Genomic DNA, 22,339 nt, shown 5'->3' with positions numbered 1-22,339 from the left:
TTCGCAACTTCGATCATGGACGCCCTCGCCTCCCTTCACTACCCCGTACCCCTTGGAATAGATCGTCTAGGGGACTGGTGTGCACTCCTGCCCTAGCGCCTTCTTTTCTGCCTCGCTGATGGGCGCGGAGTAGGTAAAGAAATCGGCCAATCGCCTGCTCTCCACCGTCATGTCAACGTTCTTGACGGCGAGGTCTCTGCGCTTCTCGCGCTCAATGTAGATCGTTCCCTTGTAGTTCGCTCTACTCGGCGCGACGGTCGCCCAGCCCCGGTAGCACGGAAGGATCCACTGGTTGTACCCCCAGGTCTCCGTACTCGTGTGAGTATTGGTCTTCGAGTAACCGATCGAGAAGCTGCCGTCCCCTCCGTTTCCTGCCGCCTTGATGGAGAAGTTGAACGAGACGTTGTGCGACACCGAGTAGCCGAGAGCGATTGAGTAGACAGCCACCTGCCTGTCGTTGGAGAAGTTGTAGTGGCTACCGGAGAGCAGTTCCTGCTTAGCTCGCGGGAGCGGGGTGAACGTGCCCTCAAACTTGATTGCACAGTTGTCGGCCTTGCGGGGATTCGACTTGGCCTGAATCTTCTCGCAATTCAACACCTTGTTCTCAAAAAAATTCTTCTGGCGCTTCGTCCACGTATTGGCGTCGTACTCCTTTGTCTTTGCGTAGGCCGGCGTGGCTCCGAAAGCCAACGCGACGCCAACTGCGGCGGACACCGCAGCCACTTTGCCCATGATCCGCACGACTACCCCCTCGGTAATCCAAAGATGATTCATACGTTGCCGGCCGAGCTCCGCGACAGCAAGGCTATGCACCACATGGCTCTGTGTCAATGAAAATTCATTTCCTTATCGGTAACTAAGGACAATCAGAGTGGCGAGTGTTTACCTGTTCGAGATATACACTCGGCAACTATTGCTCACCCCCGGCAACTCAATCGACACCGTTAGTTCGCATCCCCTCGCCGAATCCGCCCGGCACAACCACCGCACGCCACCCGACAGGGCCCCCGAGTTCTAGGGTTTCCGCTGGTCACGACCGATATGGAGGCCACTCTGGAAGGCGACTGGCCCGGCTGGCGACGCGGACGGCGTAGGCGTCGCCGCCAGCGCGCTGACAGCCGATGACGATGTCGCAGGCAGTGACGATGAAGGGCGATTTCAGTGTCGGTGCGGGCTTGCTGACGGCCTCGGGCCAGTCCGCTCCGCACCCACCTGGTCAGCCCACCTTCGGGGTGGCTCGTCCGATGATCGCGGCGAGGTCGACGCCGCCCGGCAGCGTCCCGTACGCGTAGCCGTGCTCGCCGCCCAGCCGGGACGCGCAGAAGGCGTCGGCGACGGCCGGGTGGCCGTGCCGCACCAGCAACGAACCCTGCAGAACGAGGGCAAGCCGCTCCACCGTCCGCCGGGCCCGCAGCTCCACCGCGGACTCCTCGGCCAGGTCGCCGCGCAGCCGCCGCACGGCCGCGTCCAGCCGGGGGTCGGCGCCGGCGGCGGTGGCCACCTCGGCCTCGAACGCGGCCAGCACCTGCGGCTCCCGGGTCAGGGCGCGCAGTACGTCCAGCGCCGCCACGTTGCCCGACCCCTCCCAGATCCCGTTGAGCGGCGACTCGCGGAACAGCCGCGGCATCCCCGACTCCTCCACGTACCCGTTGCCCCCCAGGCATTCCAGGGCCTCGGCGGCGTGTCCGGGCCAGCGCTTGCAGACCCAGTACTTGCCGACCGCGACGGCCAGCCGCTTGAACGCGGTCTCGTCGGCGTCGCCCCGCGCCGAGCGGTCCGTCGCCCCGGCCAGTCGCAGCATGAGGATGGTCGCCGCCTCGGACTCCACCGCCAGGTCCGCCAGCACGTTACGCATCAGCGGCTGGTCGACCAGGTAACGGCCGAAGGCCTGCCGGTGCGCCGCGTGGTGGACCGCGGTGAGCACACCCTGGCGCATCCCCGCCGCCGCGCCGATCAGGCAGTCGAGCCGGGTCAGGTTGACCATGTCGATGATCGTGCGGACGCCCCGGCCCTCGTCACCGACCCGCCAGGCCACCGCGTGCTCGTACTCGATTTCGGACGAGGCGTTCGAGCGGTTGCCGAGCTTGTCCTTCAGGCGCATCAGGTGCATCGGGTTGCGGGTGTCGTCCGGCAGCACGCGGGGAACCAGGAAGCAGGTGAGCCCGCCGGGGGCCTGGGCGAGAGTGAGGAACACGTCGCACATCGGTGCCGAGGTGAACCACTTGTGCCCCACGAGCCGGTAGCTGCCGTCCGGCTCGGGCCGCGCGGTGGTGGTGTTGGCGCGGACGTCCGAGCCACCCTGCTTCTCGGTCATCGACATGCCCGCCAGCAGTCCCCGCTTGCCCAGCGGCGCCCGCAGCCCGGGGTCGTACACCGGGGCGGTCAGTAGCGGCTCGTACCGGGCGGCCAGCTCCGGGGCGTGCCGCAGCGCCGGCACCACCGCGTACGTCATCGAGATCGGGCAGCCGTGACCGGCGTCGGGTCGCCAGGTGTAGAACTTCGCGGCACGGGCGACGTGTGCGCCGGCCCGGTCGTCGGCCCACGGCGCGGCGTGCAGGCCGTGGGTAACCGCCGCCCGCATCAGCTCGTGCCAGGACGGGTGGAACTCCACCTCGTCCACCCGGTGGCCGTAGCGGTCGTGGGTACGCAGCACCGGCGGGTGCTCGTTGGCCAACCGGCCATGCTCGGTCGCCTCGGGACCGCCGCCGAGGCGACCGAGGTCGTGCAGCTCTCCGGCCGCCCAGCCGGCGCCCTCCCGCGCCAGCCCCTCCAGCAGCGCCGGATCGTCCGCCGCGTCGTAGCCGATCAGCGGCGGCACCTGGTTGAACACCTCGTGTGTGGTCACGGTGACACTCCCAACGCGCGGTGGATGAATCTGGTCAGTCCGGGGATGGTGTCGGGGCCGGCGATCCCGGCGGCGAGCGGGCCGACCATGGCCTCGGCGAGGGCACCGACCACGGCGGTCGCGGTCAGCTCCGGATCCTGCGGGGGCAGTTCACCGGCTTCCACTCCCCGCGCAACGTAGCCGGCGATCAAGTCGGCGTGAGCGCGGCGGAAGATCAGCCGCTGCGCGTCAACCGCCGGGTCCACGGGCTCGGCGAGCAGCGCGTACGCCAGGCGCGGCGACTGCAACGCCCGCCCCGCGAAGGTGGCCACGACCGCCGCCAGTTGGGATACCGCCGTGCTCTCCCGCGCGGCGGCGCGGGAGACCGCGTCGATCTCGCGCTGTGCCGCCACCCGGAAGACCTCGGCGAACAGGTCCGCCTTGGCCGGGAAGTGACGGTAGACGCTGCCGGTGGCGATGCCCGCCCGCTCGGCGATGGCGGCGACGGTGCAGCCGGCGTAACCGTGCTCGGCCATGGTTTTCAGGGCCGCCGCGATCGTCCGCTCGCGCGACGCGTTGAGCCGGGCCTTGACCCGCTCGGTCGTCCGGTACGCCACGCAAGGATTGAACCATCATTCACTTCTTGTCGACAAGGACAGCCGTCGCCGGCGCCCCGCCCACGCTGACCGCCCGACCCCGCAGTAGCTTGCTAGCTTGCGTAGGTGTCGTACAGGGCATTTCGGAAGACCCGCTTCGGGTCCATCCGTGACTTGGCCGCCATGGCGGCGTCCCAGCCAGGGTAGGCGCGACGCAGCTGGTCGCGCGTGGCGTGCAGCCGGTACGGCAGGTAGAACGAGCCGTTCACGTCCAGCACGGCATCGATCAGCGCGCGCGTCAGGGTACGCATCCGCGCGTCCGCCTCGGTCGTGCGTTGCTGCCGGAAGTTCATCACCACCCCGAACATGTCCTCCCGGGCATACGCGAGGGCGCTGCGGGTGTCCCGGCGGACGTCGCGGACGGTGACGTTGAGCACGTTCTCATCCGACCGTTGGATGATCTCCCGGGCTGCCGCGACGAACGTCGCCAACGCCGGGTGCGGCACGAAGTACTCGTGCAGGATGTCGCACGTCTCCACTGACTGGTCGGCGAAAACCGCAACGGGCTCGTCCTGGATACTGCTGCGGCTCAACGGGTTGGCCAGCCAGGGGCCGACCTCGCGTTCGAAGCCCCACCGGACCATCTTGCCCAGGTCGCTGCCGGCCGAGTTACGGAAGACCGCACGCTGCAACTCCCGTGAGGCCAGACTACCGGCCAGGGGGAGCACCTCGCCGCGCGTGCCCGGGTCGGCGACGAACCGGACGATGATCGCCTCCTCGAGGAAGCTGCGTGGGGCGACCGACAGCCGGCCATACGCCAGCTCGGTGTCTGCGCCGGAGACGAGCCGGAGGAACGCCTCCGTGTAGTCGGCGGTGCGGACCGGATCGAAGTACGGCGTGCAGCGCACATCGGGCCACACCTCGAGATCCGCCTCGAGGATCACGCCGAACAGGCCGTAGCCGCCCAGCACGAGGCTGAACAGCTCGGTGTTCTCCGCCGGCCCGCAGCTGACGATCTCTCCGGTTGCGGTGAGCAGGCGCAGACCGCGGACCGTCGCGGCGATCGGCGGGTGGTTGGCGTGCCAGCCGTGACAGTTCACGCTGAGCGACCCGCCCACCGAAAAGTCATGGTTCGCCTGCATGACCTTGGGCGAGAACCCGGCGGCGTTGAGCACCGGGATCAGCTCCCGCCAGGTAACGCCGGCGCCCACGCGAACCACGCCCGCTGCGCTGTCCAGCGCGATGGTGTTCAGCGGCCGAGTGTCGAGCACCCAGCCGCCAGTCAGCATGCTCTGCCCCCCCATCGAATGCCGCACGCCCGCGACGGCCAGGGCCGGGTCGGCGCCGCTGGCAATGCGGTGGAGCAGCGGCGTGACTACCCGCGCGGTACCTTCAGCGCTGGATGCGGCGTACAGAACGCCGCGCACCCTGGTCGGGTTGATCCGGCTGGCGTCGTCGAGAACCGGCCCCGGGGGCACCGGGGGCGGGATCGCGCCCTCGGCGACCCAGTTGGCGACGGCCCGGGTCACGAGGCTGCCCAGTGCGAGTAGGCCGGCCGCGGCCGCGCCGTGGGTCAGCACCTGCCGCCATGTCGGCCGCCATGCCATGCCGCCCTCCTCACCCCGGTTGCCTGTACGGATGGCCGCGCCGGTTCATATGTAGCAGCTAGGACGGGCCGGTGACCTGAGCACGGCGAGAATTCGAACGGTACCGGTAGGGCGCCGGCAGCGATCCCACCTTCGTGGAACAAGCCTCGCATTGCACCCGCAGATCCGAGCACCTAGGGTGGTTGGGTGACTACCGCCATCCTGGTCCCCGGACCGGGTTACCCAAACCAGGATCCGAGCGGGGTCACCCGACCCAGGGTCCGAGCGGGGTTACCCGACCCAGGGTCCGAGCGGGGTTACCCGACCCAGGGTCCGAGCGGGGTTACCCGACCCAGTATCCACGCAGGGCTACCCGACCCGGCGTCCGTCGTTCGACGTGGTCGAAGCTGCGATGGCGGCTTGAATCGGCGGCGTTGAGCACCTGAGGTGGAGCTTGCCTCCTGGCTCGGCCAGCCCGGTCGAGGCCGCCGCAGCCAGGGCCACCGCAGCCAGGGCCCGCGAGGTTCGCCGCCCGATGGCCGAGGCCGTCGGCCCGGCCACGCCGCACGGTGTCGACCAGATCGGGCGGACGCCGGGAACAGCGGTGCCGGCGGGACGCTTCGCCGACCACCGCCTGATCCGCATCCGGTCTACCAGCGCGGCGAGGAGGCGGCACCGCTCGCGGGGGCCGAACCGTGACGCGCAGCGTGGATCGGTTGCGCCACAAGGGGAACGTGTCGGTCTCCCGTCAGTCCGCGGCCCCTCGGGCAGCGGCAGGAGACACTTCTGCGAGGCCTGGCCAGACCGCCGCCGAGGCCGGCGTGACCGTCGCCTGGTGCACCGTCGACGACCTCGGCATCAAGGTCCGCCGCCCCGTCGACCGGTTCCCGCGCCGGGCCCACGTCGTCGTGACCTGCGGCGACGGCCATCGATTCGATCGACCTTCCACGGAGTGAGGAGTCAAGGCCCTGCACGAATCCGAGCGCCACCACGCGGCGGGACACGCATCTGGCCGGCGTTGGCAAGCAGCCGGGACCGCCAGGAGGGAGAGCTACTGGCCGCCTACGCCGAGTTTCGAATCGGCCGTTGACACGCGGGTGAGCGGGTCAGCGACCGATCGGTGACGTCACCAGCGCGTTGCGCATCACCGCGCGACGGATCTGCACAAGTCTCTGGGGAGGGATACCATGAACAAGGCTGCACTCGGGTTACACGCCACAACTGTGGCTGCCCGCGCCCCTGGCCATCACCGTGTGTCAGTGGGCTCCGGGGAAACCGATCTGCACCGCCTGCGCCAGCTTCCGGGTCGGCGGGAGACGGTTTCGCCCGTCACCCACAACCGGGACACGGAGAATCCGGTACGGCTCCACGCACTCCGGTTGCGGAAGGTACGCGGCCGGGAAGAGCAGTTGGAGCAGATCAGCACGAACCTGCAGAGGGTAGCCGCCGTCCGACAGAGCAGGGTCCTCATGGTGACGGCAGCATCCGGCAGCGGCAAGACCCGCCTCCTGATCGAGGCCGCCAACATCGCCGACGACATGAGCTTCGCCGTCGTCAATGGCGTCGCGGCCGGTGAAAACGCCGTGCCGGGGGCGGCGCAGGTGGCTACCGGCGCTCAGCTGCCCACGCCGGGCATCGTCGCCAACGGAGTTCACAGCCCGAGGGTGACGTCCACGGTCGAGACAGCGCGGGCGCGGTTACGCCACGCCGCGCAACACATCCCCACCATCGTCACGCTCGACGACCTGCACCTGGCCGATCCTTCCACGCTGATGGCGTTGTGCGACCTCATCCTGGCCCACGAGGGTCGACCGGTTGTCTGGCTGCTGGCCTTCACCTCGCCAGCGGGCGCCGCGCCTTCGGAGCCGATGACGACCTGCCTGAGCAGGCTTCGGGGCAGGGTCGCCGTAGAGCCGATCCTGCGGCTGAGTCCGCTCACGGGCGAAGCGTTGGCGCACCTGGTAGCCGACCACACCGGAGCCGTCCCCGACCCAGCGGTCCTCGCCCTGGTGGAAAGCGTCAACGATTCGCCCTGCGCGGTCATCGAGCTGGTACGCGGGCTGATGGAGGATGGCGACATATGCACTGTCGACGGCACCTCGCGGTTGACTCCCGGATCACCCGGCAGCGCCCCCACCGGGACCGCCGTGGGTGTGCCCGCGCCGGTGCCAAAACGCCTTTCCCTGATGATCGAGGAGAGTCTTCTGCAACTCTCCGCCCCCACCGTCAAGTCTCTCCGGCTGGCCGCCGTGCTCGGATCGCCGTTTGCACCGGAGGACCTGTCGGCCATGCTCGACGAGTCGCCTGCTGGCCTGCTGACGGCGGTGCACGAGGCGGTGGAACGCGGGGTTCTGGTCTGTCGTGAGGAGCATCGGCTCGCGTTCCGCACCGAGCCGATCTGGCGGGTACTACTCGACTCCGTGCCCCCACCGGTACGCGCGCTGCTGCGCCGGCAGGCGGCGGAGACCCTGCTGTCGCATCCTGACGGCGTCGAACGCGCCGCCCTCCAACTGGCGCACGTAGCCCAGCCCCATGATGCCAAGGAACTCGATGTCATCGCCGAGGGAGCCCGACGGCTGGTAGCCACCGATCCCGCAACCGCGGCGTCGCTGGCGACCCGCGGCATGGAACTGCTGGGCCCCGGACGGGTCGAGCGCACGCGCCTTGCGAACACCGCGGTGAAAGCACTCACCACGGTGGGTAACCTGGACGAGGCGGTCACCGTGGCCAGGGACGCGATCGATGAGGCCGCGAGTCTGGCAGGCGCTGCGTCGGTGGCACCCGCCGGGGACATCGCCGCCCTGCAGGCGTCGATGTCGACCGCGTTGCTGCTGCGGGGCGACGCGCTGGCGGCCCGCCGAGCCACAGAGGACGCGCTGGCGAGGCAGGAAGGCGGATTCCAGCCCGGCGAGGCCCTCGTCACCCACCTCGCCGCGTCCTACCTGACCGGGGACAGCATGGCAGTCGGACGAGTGCGGGCGATCCTCAACGGACCGGACCTTCATGACGGGGCTGTGCGAGTAGCCGCCATGACTGTCCATGCGTTGGACCGGTGGCGAGACGGCCAGGTGGGCGACGCGGTGGCGGCGCTGCGTGACGCCGTCGCGCTCAACCAGGTTGGTGACGGCGTTCAGGTCCTCGATCCGCGCTGGTTCCTGGCCTTCGCCCTGACCAGAATTGACGAATACGAGGAGGCGGAGGCGGTGGTTCACGGGTATGCCCAGACAACAGCCTCGACTGCGAGGACCCCGGCCGCCGCGGTCGGGGCTGCGCTCAGGGCCCCCCTGAGCCTTGTTCGCGGGCGGCTGGACGAGGCCGAGGAGGCGGCGCGGGCCGGCACGGGGCAAGACGGCCGGTACGTGCCGATTCTCGCTCCACAGGCGTGGCTGGTGCTGGCCCACGTCGCATTGCGCCGTGGAGCGCCGAACCACGCCGAAGATCACTTGAACGCCTTGGCGAGGAAGTGCCCGCAGGACGCCTCCAATCCCTGGCGGGCGGCCCGCCTCCTCCTGCAGGCGCAGCTGGCCGAGGCCCAGGCGGGCCCCACGGCGGCGGTCGAGGTGTTGGCTGAGATCGGGACGCAGGCCGTTACCCCGTGCGAGATCGTCCTGGAGGACCCGGCGGCCGCGGCCTGGTGGGTCCGCTGCGCGCTCGCGGCTGACCGGCCGGATATCGCCCGAGCGGTGGTTGACACGACCGAGTCCCTCAGCGCGCGCAACCCACGCGTTCCCGCGGTGCTCGGCGCGGCCGTGCATGCCCGCGCGCTCGCCGAAGCAGACGCGGACGCCCTGGCCGAGGCGGGCAGACTGCACCGAAACCCGTGGGCTCAGGCCACAGCCGCCGAGGACCACGCCGGTATCCTGCTCGACCGAGGCGATCACGAGACCGCGATCGCCGAGTTGGACCGTGCGATGAACGCCTACGGCGCGCTCGGGGGAGATCGGGACGCTGCCCGCGTGCGCGCTCGGCTGCGCGGGCTCGGAGTGTGGCGCCGACACTGGAAGCACGTCAAGCGGCCGGTATCGGGCTGGGACAGCCTCACCGAGACCGAACGAAAGGTGGCGAAACTGGTTGCCGGCGGGCTCACCAACCAGCAGACCGCGACCCACCTGTTCATCTCGCCACATACGGTCGGGTTCCACCTGCGGCAGATCTACCGCAAGCTCGGGATCCGATCCCGTTCGGCGCTGATCCGGTGCGAGGCCCTGCGCACGTCCCGCCCCGAAGCCTCGACGGCATAGCTCCGGCAAAGACTTGGTCGATGAGTGCGCGTGGCCCAGAGCCCGGCCGGTCAGGCTCCCGGGTCGCGCGCACTCCCGACTCAGGTCAACACGGCGGGCAGCACGCTCATTCGGCGAATCATCCATTCCGACTCCCACTGGACGGCGGTGCCGGTGCTCAACCGCGCCTGTGGGAACCGCTGCAGGAAACCGCGCACCGCGATCTGCGCCTCGAGCCGAACCAGCGAGGCGCCGATGCAGTAGTGCGCTCCGAGGCCGAAGGAAAGGTGTCCGTGTCCCTGTCGTTCCGCGTCGAAGCTGTCGGCTCCCTCGTCCGGGTTACGGTTCGCCGCCGCGATGCTGACCTGCACAGGCGCCCCCTTGGGAATCAGGTACCCACCGAGATCGATGTCCTCGAGGGGGAAGCGCCAGGTCGGGTGCGGAAACGGCGGGTGCACCCGCAGGGTTTCCTCGATCCACGCCCGGAGGTCCTCGTCGGTTCGCGGTCGCTCCTGCGCGGGACGCCGCAGGGCCTCGTAGAGCGAAGCGGAGATCAGGCTCCCGGTCGTCTCGTAGCCAGTGATGATCATCCCTAGGGTCCAGACGATGACCTCGCCCTCGGTGACCGCCGCGTCCGGCCCGTCGGAGGAGGCCAGCAGCCCCGTGATCACACCGTCGCGCAGCACGGCCGGGTTGCGCACCCAATCCTCGACCGCCCCGAACAGCCCTCCGATCGCCTCCCGGCGGGCCGCGTAGTCAGATGAGTACAGCATGATGTCGGTGATGCCCCGCAGCCGCTGCTCCGCCTCCGGAGGCAGACCGAGCATCTCGGAGATGAACGCCAGCGGGATCTTGTGCGTGTAGTCCGTGACCACGTTGACCTCGGCGCTGCCCCTGGAGGCCTGCTCGAGTTCGTCGAGGAATCCCTCGACCTTGACGGCGACCCGCTCGCCCCATCGCTCGGTGTTCCGCGGGCTCAGCACCGGCGCGTGGACCCGTCGGATCCGCGCGTGGTTCTCACCGTCACTCATGATCATGGCACGCGCGTACTCCGGGGGCGGCTGCGCTCCCACCATCAGGCCCGGCTTGCGCATCCAGTCTGGAACGAGGGTGATGTCCTTACCCATCTTGGGGTGGGTGAGCGCGATCTTCACCAGCTCGCGGTCGCACACGACCCACGCGTGCTTGTCGAGGTAGGGAATCCGCACGACCGGCGCCACCCGCGCCGCCGCAAGCAGCTCCGGCATGCAGTCGAACGGCCCCGGGTCGACCGGCATCGTCGTCTCGGGGGCTTCGGCCAAGTCGGTGTTCGTGGTGACACTCACTGTGTGATACCTCCGGTGGGGACTCGACCCTGGGATTCGGCCATGGATTCGATGAGCTCGGCGGCCCGTCGTGGGGCGTCGCAACGCTGGTGTTCGCGGGACAGCGCGCGTGCCCGCTCCCGATAGCGCCCGTCGTTCAGTACGGTGGTCACGGCCGCACGCAGGCTGGCCTCGGAGACGGCACGTCGGGCGAGGACGACCCCCGCCCCGGACCACTTGATTCGCGCCGCGACGTCGGGGTTCTCCTCGGTGGCCGGTGCGGCGACCAGGGGCACGCCTTGGGCGAGGGCGGCGTTCACGCCGTTGTAGCCCCCATTGGTCAGCATCACGTCCACGTGCGGCAGCAGGTGGTGGTAGGGAATGAACCGCTCCAGCCGGACGTTGCCCGGCAGTGGCCGCAGCAGGTCGACATCCAGGTCGCTTCCCGTGGTGACCACAACGAGGAGGTCCTCGTCGGCCAGTGCCCGGACTGCGGGAACGAGCAGCCGGTCGACGTCGTTGGCGGTGGTGCCCTGGGTGATCAACACCACCGGCTTACCTGCCTGCAGCTCCGCCCACCAGCCGGGCGGCTCGAACTTCTCCGGGGGGAGTCCGAAGAGACCGCCGATGAAGTGTGTGCCCGGAAGCAGGTCGCTGCGGGAAAACTCGAACGAGGGCACGGTGCTCACCAGGTACAGGTCCGGTGGGCGAGCGATGTTCTCCATGGCCCGCGTCCTCAGCCGCGGCAGGTCCACCGCGGCTCGTGTGTGGTCGGCTTCCCTGCGCAGGTCCCGCATGGACACCTGGTCCCCGACGAATCGAAGTAGGGCGTTGCGCACCCGCCCGAGCGGGGAGGAGCTCGGCGGCAGTCCCAAGCCGAGCGGCGCGGTGTCCCTACTGCCAAGGATATAGATCGAGTTGCTCAGCCAGGCCAACGGTAGTCCGGTGCGCTCGCTTGCGAAGCAGGCGCCGTAGCACATGTCGTCGGCGAGGATGCAGTCGGCGGGAAAGCGTTCGAGCACCGCGAGCAGGTCGGTGAGCTGCCCCGGCGCGGTCCGGTAGAAGATGTCCCGGATACCGATCTTGAAACTGGCCAGTCCGGTCAGTCCGGCGTGGCTCGGGAAGGCCTCCTCCCGGCTCCTGCCGCCGAAGTCGAGCGCGGCACTCATGGGCTCGAAGCGCGCCCCGGCCTGCTCCACCTGCGGCTGGAATGCCCGGCCGGTGTACCACCGCACCTCATGCCCGCGCTGAGCCAGCTCGCCCGCCACCTCCACCATGCTGACCACATGTCCCGGTGCCGGTGTGGTAGCGATCAACACTCGCATCAACATCGCCTCCGTCGGGCTTCAGGTTCATCGCCCGCCAGTGTCACCGAACTCCGGGCCTTGGACACCGCCTCGGGACGAAACCTGCGCGGCCACGCAGGATGGCCCGGCCGAGCCGCCGCGATCGACTCGACGGACCGCAGGGCAACCCACCCGTGCACCCGCCGACCACGTGATGTGAACGCGCGTCCTCGGGCCCAACAATGGTCAACGAGCCGATTCCGTCATCGCCTTTCGAGCACATTCCCGTGCTTTGCGTCGCGTCGAGAGGAAATCTGTGGTGACACCCTTGCAAGACAGTGGCGGGCCAGGCCCCGACATCAGTGAGCGGAAGCGCGTCACCGTCATCGGTGCGGGCATCGCCGGGCTGGTAACCGCATATGAGCTGGAGCGCCTCGGGCATCACGTCGAGGTCATCGAAGCAAGCCGCGATGTCGGTGGACGCATCGACACACACCGGTTTCCTGTCGACGGTCAGCCCGGACCTTTCGCCGAGCTCGGAGCAATGCGGATCCCCACGGGGCATCGGCTGACCAGGCACTACATCGCCGAACTAGGTCTACAAGACCAGGTTTGCCGGTTTCAAACGCTTTTCTCCGATGACGCCGCGTATCTGCCTAGTTCTGCTGGATACCTCCGGGTGCGGGACGCGCACGAAACGCTGGTCAAGGAGTTCGTGGCCGGGTTGCCGAACCGGCGGTACCGAGAGAACACCCTGCTTTTCGGTGCCTGGCTGGATGCCACCATCAGGGCTATCGCCCCCCGCCAGTTCTACGACGGAATGCACAACGAAATCGGCGTGGAACTACTTGACCTCATCGACGACATCGATCTGACGCCGTACCGGTCCGGGACCGCGGGAAACCGAATCGACCTGCACTCCTTCTACGCCGACCATCCCCTATTCCGGTCGCTCTGCCCGCCGCACCTCGAGCGGTTTCTCGACGACGTACTGGACGAGACGGGTTCCAAACTCGTGCGACTGCGGGACGGGATGGACCTGCTGCCCCGGCGACTAGCCGCGAAGATCAGGGGGCCGATCTCGACCGGCCGGGAGGTGGTGAGCATCGACGTCCGGGACGACGAGGTGGTCCTGCACGTCCGTCATGGTGCGGGGATCGTCGCCACGAGCTGCGACTACGTGGTCTGCACCATTCCGTTCACGGTACTCAGGACGATGCGGCTGGCCGGATTCGACCAGGACAAGCTGGACATCGTCCATCAGACGAAGTACTGGGCGGCCACCAAGATCGCCCTGCACTGCCGCGAAGCCTTCTGGCAGAAAGACGGGATCAGCGGCGGCGCATCCTTCACCGGCGGACACGTGCGGCAGACCTACTACCCGCCGGCCGACGGCGATCCGGCACTCGGCGCCGTTCTGCTCGCCAGCTACAGCATCGGGCCGGACGCCGACGAGCTCAGCAGGCTGAGCGAGGTGGAGCGGAACGCGCTCATCATCCGGGAACTGAGCGAGATGCACCCCGAGCTGCGCAGGCCGGGCATGATCATGGGCGTGGCGGCGCGGGCCTGGGGCCTGCACCAATGGTCCCTCGGTGCGGCCACCGTCCGATGGGGACAGAAAGCGGCCCTCCGCGAGGCCGAGCGACTGGAGGCGGCCCGACCGCAGAAGCGGCTGTTCTTCGCGGGCGAGCACTGTTCGTCGAAGCCCGCGTGGATCGAGGGTGCGATCGAATCGGCCATCGACGCCGCGCACGAAATCGAGTGGGACGAGCCTGGACCCGAGTTCGCCGCCACCCGGCCGAGCCGCACGGAGAAGTCGGCATGAGCGTCTTCGACCTGCCTCGGCTGCACTTCCGCGGAACGGCGACGACGCACCTGCCCACCGGCCCGCGCAACGGTCTGGTGGACCTGGCGACGAACACGGCGCTCACCGACGACGGCAGGCCCTTCCCCGTGGAGCACCCGGCCCATGCGTACCACGACTACCTCGACCGGCTGGGACCGCGCTTCGACCACACGGGCCGCCCCAGCCCCGACGGACCCTTCAGCGCGGCCAAGGGCAGGCACTTCGCGGGGAACGGACATTTCTCGGTCGACGCGCGGATCGTCAGCGTCGAGGTCCACGCGGGAAAGATCGACACCGCGGATCCGCTGATCGGACGCGGTGTCGACATGTGGGGGCACTACAACGAGTACCTCGCCACGACGGTCAACCGGGCCCGCGTCTTCGACGTCGACCCGTCCTCCGACCGGACCACGACGCTCATGGTCGGGCAGCTCGGCCTCGGGCGGGACGGACGATCCCACGACGTCAGCTACCTGGCCACGGGAGACGTCCGCGGCTTCCAGCCGCCGAGATGGCACAACGCCAACCATGTCGTCGACGTCGGCGACCACTGGCAGGCGAAGGAACTGCGCGGGTCCGTGGTGCACCAGTTCGTCGTGACCGAGGACGAACTGACGTGGCTTGACGGGGCGACCGTCTCGCCAGCCGTGCGCCTACTGAAGGACGCGGGAGCAGGCGGTCTGGTGGTGCAGTTCGCGCTCAGCCACATGTCCGTGCCGGCCGCACCCGACCAGCCGAGCCGGTGGCAACTACGCGGGACGGTCGCCCCCTGGCACCCACACGAGCTGTGCACGTACCCGGCGGGCCGCCTGCTCGTCCCGGGCAGCCGCGGGGCGAGCCGGAATCCCGGCGGGCTGCACAACCTGTCCGTCGAGCTGACCGACGACCACGTCACCTTCAACCTGATCACCGCGGTACCCGCGTCAGCGGCCGGACCGGTCGATGTCGGGGACCTCGAACTGCGCACCGCGAGCAGCGATCGGCTGGTGGCCCGGTTGCCCAGGGAAACCTATCTCGGGCAGGAGTACGTCCTGGCCTGCGGCCTGGTAACCGCTCCCATCGAGATGCCAGCCGAGGCCGCCGCCGAGGAGGCGCTGCGGCTGGTGACCACCGGTCCCGACCGCCCGGTGGTGCGGCTACGGGAACGAGAAATCAACGTCCAGGTCGATGAAGCGTCCCTCATCCTGGAGCACCCGCGGGACCCTGACGAGGCGGACCACGACGTCGAGGTGCCCGTGCGGGCCTTCGTGCGGGGTCGTCCGCGCCCGATCCGCGAGATCGGCGTACGGCAGTTCTTCAACCCCCGGGCTCTCCCTCGCGAGGCGGCGGCGTGCTCCCCCGAGGCGCGGTGCTCCGACATCGACGTCGTCCGGCTCCGTGCGGGCCGCCGGGAAGATCCCGGCAACTGGTCGAGTGCCTGCGTCCTGGACACCGACCACGCGGGCCGCGGATGGTTCACCATGCGGGGTGCGACCGCCGGTACCGCCCTGGTCCTGCTGTCCACCGACGCTGGTGACCTGCCCTGCGACGTGGACGTACCCGGCTCGGCGGCACTGGCCTACGACCACGACGACACGCTCGACTATTGGCCAGGCGCGGGGTACCTGTCGGTACGCGTACTGCCCGACGACTGGCGCCTGGCCGGAGTCGACCAGGACGCCGTGACGTTCGATCTGGTCTACCGCGAGGTCTTCGCCTTCTACGAGCACGTGTTCTCCTTCATGAAGGCGGAGGTCTTCAGCCTGGCGGACCGCTGCAGGGTGGAGACGTACGCGAAGTTGATCTGGCAGATGTGCGATCCGCGCAACAAGGCGAAGACCTACTACATGCCGCCGACGCGGGATCTGTCCGAGCCGAAGGCACGGCTCCTGCTGAAGTACCTGCGGGCGCAGCAGGTACCGGACGCGGCCCTGCTGACCGTGCCCGCGGCAGGCCGCGGCAGCAGCAGGATCACCACGCGTGACCGGCTCGTGCAGGTGCTACGCGAGGCGGCGGCGATCGAGTTGGCCGTCATGCTCCAGTACCTGTACGCGGCCTACTCCGTGCCCACCCACGGCGCCGGTCTGGAGTACGTCCGACAGGGCGTGTGGACGCCCGAGCAGCTCCGACTGGCCTGCGGCGACGGCGGCGAAACCCTCGACGAGGGCATCCGCAGCATGCTGATGACCATCGCCCGCGAGGAAATGATCCACTTCCTCTTGGTCAACAACATCATCGCCGCGCTCGGCGAACCCTTCCACGTGCCAAGGATTGACTTCGGCACGATCAACCACGAGCTGCCGGTGCCGCTGGACTTCTCCCTCGAGGGACTGGGACACGGCAGTGTGGAGCGGTTCACGCTGATCGAACGGCCAGACGACCTCGTGGGCGACGTGCGACGAGGCAACGCCGCGGCGATCCACGACGACAGGCACGCCTACGCCTCACTGAGCGAGTTGTACGCCACCATCCGGGACGGCCTGCAGCACATACCCGACCTCTTCCTGGTCGACAAGGGCCGCGGAGGCGGAGAACACCACCTCTTCCTACGGGAGTCGATCAATCGGCGCCACCCCGACTACCAGCTCGAGGTCGACGATCTGTCCAGCGCGCTGTTCGCGATCGACGTCATCACCGAGCAGGGAGAGGGTGGAGTGCTCGGCGCCGGAACCGACGAGGAGTCGCACTACACCGCGTTCCTGCGGATCGGCGAACTCCTCCGCGGCGCGATCGTCCCAGGCGGCGAGCCCTGGCGCCCGGTCTACCCGGTCGTGCGAAACCCGACGCTCCGGAGTGGAAACCCGGCCATGGTAACGGTCACCGATCCGGACGCCCGAGCGGTCATGGACCTGTTCAACCGCGCGTACTTCATGGCACTTCAGCTGATGGCGCAGCACTTCGGTGAGCGCCCGGATGGAAGCCTGCGGCGGTCCGACCTGATGAACGCGGCAATCGACATGATGACGGGCCTTATGCGCCCGCTGGCGGAGCTGCTGGTGACACTGCCGTCGGGACGGCGCGGCGCGACGGCGGGGCCGTCGTTCGAACTGCCTGAGCAGCCGGTGCCGGTGTCCCGCCCGGACGTGGCCAGGCGCGGGATCGCGCTGCGCCTCGACGATCTCGCGGCAGAGTGCGGCAAGTGTCCCCTGGTGCCCCCTCGGGTGGCGGAGCTGAGCACGTTCTGGGCCAACCACTTCCGGCCGTGACAGTGCCTGGGCCGGCGTGCCCGACGCAAACACCGTGCTGACTGCAGAAGGAGACCGCATGCCATCCGCGACGCTGCCGCGGTTCGACCTGACCGGCTGGGGCAGGGAGGACATCGCCAACCCCTACCCGGTGTACCAGCGCTACCGGCAGGCCGCCGCGGTGCATGAAGGAGCACGCGACGGTGCCACTCCGGGCACCTTCTACGTGTTCTCCTACGACGAGGTGGTCCAGGTGCTCTCGAGCAGCCGCTTCGGCCGGGGGAGATCCGTCGACGCCGCGGCGACGTCCGTCCCGGTTCCGGCCGAGCAGCGGGCCCTACGGGCCATCGTCGAGAACTGGCTGGTGTTCATGGACCCGCCGCGCCACACCGAACTACGCTCGTTGCTCGGCAAGGAATTCTCCCCCCGGATCGTCACCGCACTACGGCCACGCATCGCGCAGATCGCGCGGGAGCTCCTGGCCCGACTCGGTGGGCAACAGGAGATCGACCTCGTCGAAGGCTTCGCCGCGCCGTTGCCCATCCTCGTCATCTCCGAACTACTCGGCATTCCGAAGGAACGGCACGCCTGGCTGCGTGCCAACGCGGTGGCGCTGCAGGAAGCCAGCACCGCGCGAGCGCGCCGGGGCGCCGACGGCTATGCCCGGGCCGAAGCCGCCGCCCAGGAGTTCACCGACTATTTCCGGGAGCAGGTGCGCCTGCGGCGTGGAAGCGACCGCGACGACCTGATCACAATCTTGGTTCACGCGCGGGACCGCGGTGCGCCGCTGAGCGTGGACGGGATCGTGGGGACCTGCGTTCACCTACTGACCGCCGGGCACGAGACCACGACCAACTCGCTGGCGAAGGCGGTGCTGGCGCTGCGGGCACACCCGGAGGTGCTCGACGAGCTGCGCGGCGCTCGCGAGCTGCCATCGGATGCAATCGAGGAGTTCCTGCGCTACGACCCACCAGTGCAGGCCGTGACACGGTGGGCCCACCAGGACACCAGCCTCGGCGGGCATGACGTACCACGCGGCAGCCGAGTGGTCGCGCTGTTGGGCTCGGCGAACCGGGACCCGGAGCGCTTCCCGCGACCCGACGTCCTGGACGTGCATCGCCCTGCCGACCGACACCTGGGCTTCGGCCTGGGCATCCACTACTGCCTGGGAGCGACGCTGGCCCGCGCCGAGATCGAGATCGGCCTCCGGGCGCTGCTGGACGGCGTCCCCACGCTGAGCCACGGAGCCCAGCAGGTCGACTACGCCGACGACATGGTCTTCCACGGGCCGGAACGTCTGGTCCTCGACACGTCCGACACCACCGCCCGGCCCGCGACCACGCACCGTCACCCCGCGGAAGATCGACAACGGTGACGCGGCCGTCCGGCACAGCCTGCCGCATCCCACCACACGTCATCGTCTTCGTCGATGACATGGCCCTCGTTCACCCCGGCCGGCACGACAACGGCATCGACGCACCACGCGAAGTGCGGTCGACGCTGCGACATTCGCCGAGCCGTCCATCCAACCGCAGGAGCAGATTGAAAGCACGCAGACACGCCATCGATGGCGCACCCGTTTTCACCCCAAGCGTCTCCGCACCGGCCCCGGTGCCGGAGTGGGACGTCTGACCCACCGAGGGCATCACGCTCCACTGCCCAGTCACTTCGGTCCACCAGAAAGGCGGCAACCATGACCAACGTCGCGCAAACCCTACCTGTGCCGAACGCGGTCGGCGAGCTGTACGACCGGCTCACCCTGAGCGCGATGAACGACGGCACCTTCAATCCCAACGTGCACATCGGATACTGGGACACTCCGGAATCCGATGCCTCGATCGACGAGGCAATGGACCGGCTGACCGATGTGTTCATCGAGCGGTTGAAAGTGAACGCGTCCTCCCATGTCCTTGACCTGGGCTGCGGGGTCGGTGGTCCCGGTCTGCGGGTCGTGGCCAAGACCGGTGCGCGGGTCACCGGCATCAGCATCAGCGAGGAGCAGATCAAGACCGCCAACCGGCTGTCGGCCGAGGCCGGGGTCGCCGACCGCGCCGTGTTCCAGCACGGCGACGCGATGCGGCTTCCGTTCCCGGACAAGTCGTTCGACGCCGTCATGGCGCTGGAGTCGATGTGCCACATGCCGGACCGGCAGCAGGTGCTCAGCGAGGTGTGCCGAGTACTTGTGCCCGGCGGCCGGCTCGTCCTGACCGACGTGTTCGATCGATTCCCGCGTAAGGACGTCCGACCCCAGGGTGTCGACAAGTTCTGCCGCGACCTGATGTCGACCATGGCGGACATCGACGACTACGTTCCGATGCTGCACCGTTCCGGTCTGCGGCTGCGCGAGATCCTCGACGTCACCGAGCAGACCACGTTGCGCCTGTCGTACGAACTGGCGAAGGTGCCGGTCGCCGATGAGCGCCCCGCGGCCCTGAACGAAGGCAACTTCGAGTTCTCCGACGAGGCCTTCAAGCCCTCCGACCTGGAAGGCGTCGACGACTTCGGCTGCCTTCTGGCCACCGCGGAACGTCCGTAGGCCACCCAGGCGCCGGGGAGGCCACTGAGCGTGCTCCCCGGCGCCCCGGGCCATCCGATCCCAGGCATCGAAGAAGGACGGGACGACATGACGAACTCCGGCGAGTGGACCGACGTGCTCATCGTGGGCGGCGGCCCGGTCGGGATGGCGCTGGCGCTGGACCTGACGTACCGCGGGATCGACTGCGTGGTCGTCGATGCGGGCGACGGAAACGTCCGGCACCCCAAGGTGAGCACGATCGGCCCACGCTCGATGGAACTGTTTCGCCGGTGGGGTGTCGCAGATGCCATCCGCAGCGCAGGATGGCCTGCCGACCACCCCCTGGACATCGCCTGGGTCACCAGGGTCGGCGGCCACGAGGTCCACCGGTACCGCCGGGGAACGGCGGCGACCCGCACGGCCTTCACCCACACCCCCGAGCCCGATCAGATATGCCCGGCGCACTGGCTGAACCCGCTGCTGACGCGTGCCGTGGGCGTCCACCCGAACGGTCCGCTGCGACTCAAGACGACCGTCGACCGCGTACAGCAAACAGACGACCATGTCGAGGCCGTTCTCACCGACCGTGACACCGGCACGACAGGCACCGTCCGGGCGCGGTTCCTGGTTGCCTGCGACGGCGCCGCCTCTCCCATCCGTCAGGCCTGCGGCATCGACGCTCCGCCGCGCCACAAGACCCAGGTCTTCCGGAACATCCTCTTCCGCGCTCCCGACCTCAAGCGGCAACTCGGCGACCGCGCCGCCCTCGTCTACTTCCTCATGCTGTCGTCCACGTTGCGCTTTCCCATGCGCTCGTTGAACGGAGGTGACCTGTACAACCTGGTCGTCAACGCAGACCCCGCCGTCACCCGGCTCGACGCACAGTCGCTGATCAAGGACGCCATCGCCCTCGACACGCCGGTGGAACTGCTGAGCGACGGCGAGTGGCATCTCACCCACCGGGTCGCCGACCGCTACCGAGCGGGAAGGATCTTCCTCGCCGGCGACGCCGCGCACACGCTCTCCCCCTCCGGCGGCTTCGGGCTCAACACCGGACTGGGCGACGCCGCCGATCTGGGCTGGAAACTCGCCGCCGCACTGAACGGCTGGGCCGGGTGCCACCTGTTGGACACGTACGAAACCGAGCGCAGACCGATCGCGGTGGAAAGCCTGCAGGAGGCCAATCTCAACCTGCAACGCACCATGCGCCGGCAGGTCCCACCCGAAATACACTTGAACGGCCCCGAGGGTGAACAGGCTCGCGCGGAGATGGCACAGCGACTGAAAGACAGCGGAGCACACCGGGAGTTCGACGCGCCGGACATTCACTTCGGGCTGTGTTACCGCTCCCCGATCGTCATCGCCGACCCCCAGGCGCCGATCCGTCGTGGCCTGCCGGACGCCGACTGGCGTCCCGGCGGCGACCCGGGCTGCCGCGCCGCGCACGCGTGGTGGGACGCCACCACCTCCACACTCGACCTGTTCGGGCGCGGGTTCGTCCTGCTGTCCTTCGCCGAGCACGGCGAACTCGCGGCGCTCGAGCGCGCGTTCACCGAGCGAGCCGTACCCCTGACCGTGCGGAACGGACGCGACGAGGAGATCGCAAAGCTCTACGAACGGCCCTTCGTACTGGTCCGTCCAGACGGCCATGTGGCATGGCGGGGCGACGACCTGCCTGCGGACCCAGCCGAATTCGTCGACACGATACGAGGCAACCGCGCCGAGGCGCCGACCGGCTCAGCCAATTCGTCAATGGTCTGACCAGGAAGTCTCAGGACCGCGGGACGGGCGGGAACACCGAAAGGGAAAGTTCGTCCGTAGGCAGCCGCCGTCCAGTATCCGGAAATCTGCTCCGACGCGGAAAGAGTGCACACATGGAGGCAGTGGCGTGAAGGGACTAATCCTGGCGGGCGGGCATGGAACCCGGCTGCATCCGATCACTCTCGGCGTGTCGAAGCAACTCCTCCCGGTCTACGACAAGCCGATGATCTACTACCCCCTGTCGGTACTCATGCTGGCGGGCATCACCGACATACAGATCATCTCCTCGCCGGACGATTTGCCGCTGTTCCGGCGGCTGCTGCGCGACGGCTCCGAGCTCGGGCTGTCGCTCAGCTACGCCGAACAGGACAAGCCCCGCGGGCTGGCCGACGCCTTCCGCATCGGCGCCGACCACATCGGCGACGACTCCGTCGCGCTCGTGCTGGGCGACAACATCTTCCACGGCCCAGGCTTCAGCGGCATGCTGCAGGGGAGCGCAGCCGACATCGACGGCTGCGTGCTGTTCGGCTACCCGGTGCGCGACCCCGAGCGCTACGGAGTGGGCGAGGTGGACGCGCGCGGACGGCTCGTCGGCCTGGAGGAGAAGCCTGCCCGGCCGCGCTCCAACCTGGCCATCACCGGGCTCTACCTCTACGACAACACGGTCCTCGACATCGTCCGGGACCTACGTCCCTCCGCACGGGGAGAGCTGGAGATCACCGATGTCAACCGCGTCTACCTCGAGCGGGGCAGGGCCGAGCTGATCTCCCTGGGACGCGGCTTCGTGTGGCTGGACACGGGCACCCATGACGCGCTGACCGAGGCGAGCCAGTACGTGCAGATCCTGGAGCACCGCCAAGGCGTCCGGATCGCCTGCCTCGAGGAGATCGCCTGGCGCATGGGGTTCATCGACCAGGAAGCCTGCCACCGCCTCGGCCGCCGGCTCGCTCAATCCCCATACGGGCAGTACGTGATGGAAGTGACCGCCGCCGGCTGACACCGGAACACCCGAGCGGGTACCGAACCCCGATCCGCCAATCCCTCCGCAGAAATGGAAAAAGGCATGCCTTGATCTCGCCCGAGGACAGCTACCCGGCAGCTGGCCCGCTGACGCACGCCCTGCCGACGACCGGCCCACGACGCGTTCGTCGTGGCCAACGGTTCGGCGTCGCCCACCACCGCAGACACCTGAGCCGGCCTGTGCACCCCATCCGTTTCGACAACCAGGAGCCAACCA

At 68.8% G+C, this 22,339-nt stretch carries 13 protein-coding genes; 7 read left to right on the top strand and 6 right to left on the bottom strand.

The features are described from left to right. Positions 1-66: 66 nt before the first annotated feature. From QTQ03_RS22380 to QTQ03_RS22365, 4 genes are all read right to left on the bottom strand, one after another. Positions 67-741 (bottom strand): hypothetical protein, encoded by a 675-nt coding sequence (locus QTQ03_RS22380; protein WP_289279735.1) that lies wholly within the window; start codon positions 739-741, stop codon positions 67-69. Positions 742-1,216: 475 nt separating this feature from the next. Next, entirely contained in the window at positions 1,217-2,845 is a 1,629-nt protein-coding gene (locus tag QTQ03_RS22375; protein WP_289279734.1) for an acyl-CoA dehydrogenase family protein, read from the bottom strand. Continuing rightward, the gene (locus tag QTQ03_RS22370) at positions 2,842-3,441 is read right to left on the bottom strand and encodes a TetR/AcrR family transcriptional regulator (RefSeq protein WP_289279733.1); all 600 of its coding nucleotides are present in this window, start codon (positions 3,439-3,441) and stop codon (positions 2,842-2,844) included. The genes QTQ03_RS22375 and QTQ03_RS22370 overlap by 4 nt, the downstream gene beginning before the upstream one ends. A gap of 92 nt (positions 3,442-3,533) precedes the next feature. Next, the gene (locus QTQ03_RS22365) at positions 3,534-5,027 is read right to left on the bottom strand and encodes an FAD-binding oxidoreductase (RefSeq protein ID WP_289279732.1); all 1,494 of its coding nucleotides are present in this window, start codon (positions 5,025-5,027) and stop codon (positions 3,534-3,536) included. Between the two features lie 1,358 nt (positions 5,028-6,385). On the opposite strand from QTQ03_RS22365, the gene QTQ03_RS22360 reads away from it, so the two are divergent. Next, positions 6,386-9,247 carry a helix-turn-helix transcriptional regulator gene (locus QTQ03_RS22360; RefSeq protein ID WP_289280947.1) on the top strand — a complete coding sequence of 954 codons (2,862 nt, stop codon included), beginning with the start codon at positions 6,386-6,388 and terminating at the stop codon, positions 9,245-9,247. Between the two features lie 80 nt (positions 9,248-9,327). Here QTQ03_RS22360 and QTQ03_RS22355 read toward each other — a convergent pair whose 3' ends face one another. Continuing rightward, a complete protein-coding gene (locus QTQ03_RS22355; protein WP_289279731.1) occupies positions 9,328-10,551 on the bottom strand; it encodes a cytochrome P450 in 1,224 nt (407 codons plus the stop codon). Further along, complete coding sequence (locus QTQ03_RS22350) at positions 10,548-11,855, bottom strand: glycosyltransferase (protein WP_353890610.1); 1,308 nt, start codon at positions 11,853-11,855, stop codon at positions 10,548-10,550. Before QTQ03_RS22350 ends, QTQ03_RS22355 begins: the two co-directional genes overlap by 4 nt. A gap of 319 nt (positions 11,856-12,174) precedes the next feature. Here QTQ03_RS22350 and QTQ03_RS22345 point away from each other — a divergent pair, with 319 nt between their 5' ends. From QTQ03_RS22345 to rfbA, 6 genes are all read left to right on the top strand, one after another. Next, entirely contained in the window at positions 12,175-13,641 is a 1,467-nt protein-coding gene (locus QTQ03_RS22345; RefSeq protein ID WP_502889885.1) for a flavin monoamine oxidase family protein, read from the top strand. Then, a complete protein-coding gene (locus tag QTQ03_RS22340) occupies positions 13,638-16,847 on the top strand; it encodes a ferritin-like domain-containing protein (RefSeq protein ID WP_289279728.1) in 3,210 nt (1,069 codons plus the stop codon). Before QTQ03_RS22345 ends, QTQ03_RS22340 begins: the two co-directional genes overlap by 4 nt. Positions 16,848-16,905: 58 nt before the next feature. After that, on the top strand, positions 16,906-18,201 hold the full coding sequence (locus tag QTQ03_RS22335; RefSeq protein WP_289279727.1) for a cytochrome P450: 1,296 nt from the start codon (positions 16,906-16,908) through the stop codon (positions 18,199-18,201). 318 nt (positions 18,202-18,519) lie between these two features. Beyond that, positions 18,520-19,362, top strand: a complete 843-nt coding sequence (locus tag QTQ03_RS22330) for an SAM-dependent methyltransferase (RefSeq protein ID WP_289279726.1) — start codon at positions 18,520-18,522, stop codon at positions 19,360-19,362. 87 nt (positions 19,363-19,449) lie between these two features. Continuing rightward, positions 19,450-21,102 (top strand): FAD-dependent monooxygenase, encoded by a 1,653-nt coding sequence (locus QTQ03_RS22325; RefSeq protein WP_289279725.1) that lies wholly within the window; start codon positions 19,450-19,452, stop codon positions 21,100-21,102. 127 nt (positions 21,103-21,229) lie between these two features. Further along, entirely contained in the window at positions 21,230-22,099 is an 870-nt protein-coding gene (gene rfbA / locus QTQ03_RS22320; RefSeq protein ID WP_289279724.1) for a glucose-1-phosphate thymidylyltransferase RfbA, read from the top strand. Positions 22,100-22,339: the final 240 nt, after the last annotated feature.

This window comes from Micromonospora sp. WMMA1363 (assembly GCF_030345795.1).
GTDB lineage: Bacteria > Actinomycetota > Actinomycetes > Mycobacteriales > Micromonosporaceae > Micromonospora.
Note: the sequence above shows the minus strand (reverse complement) of the source record. Positions and strands in the feature narration are given on the sequence as shown.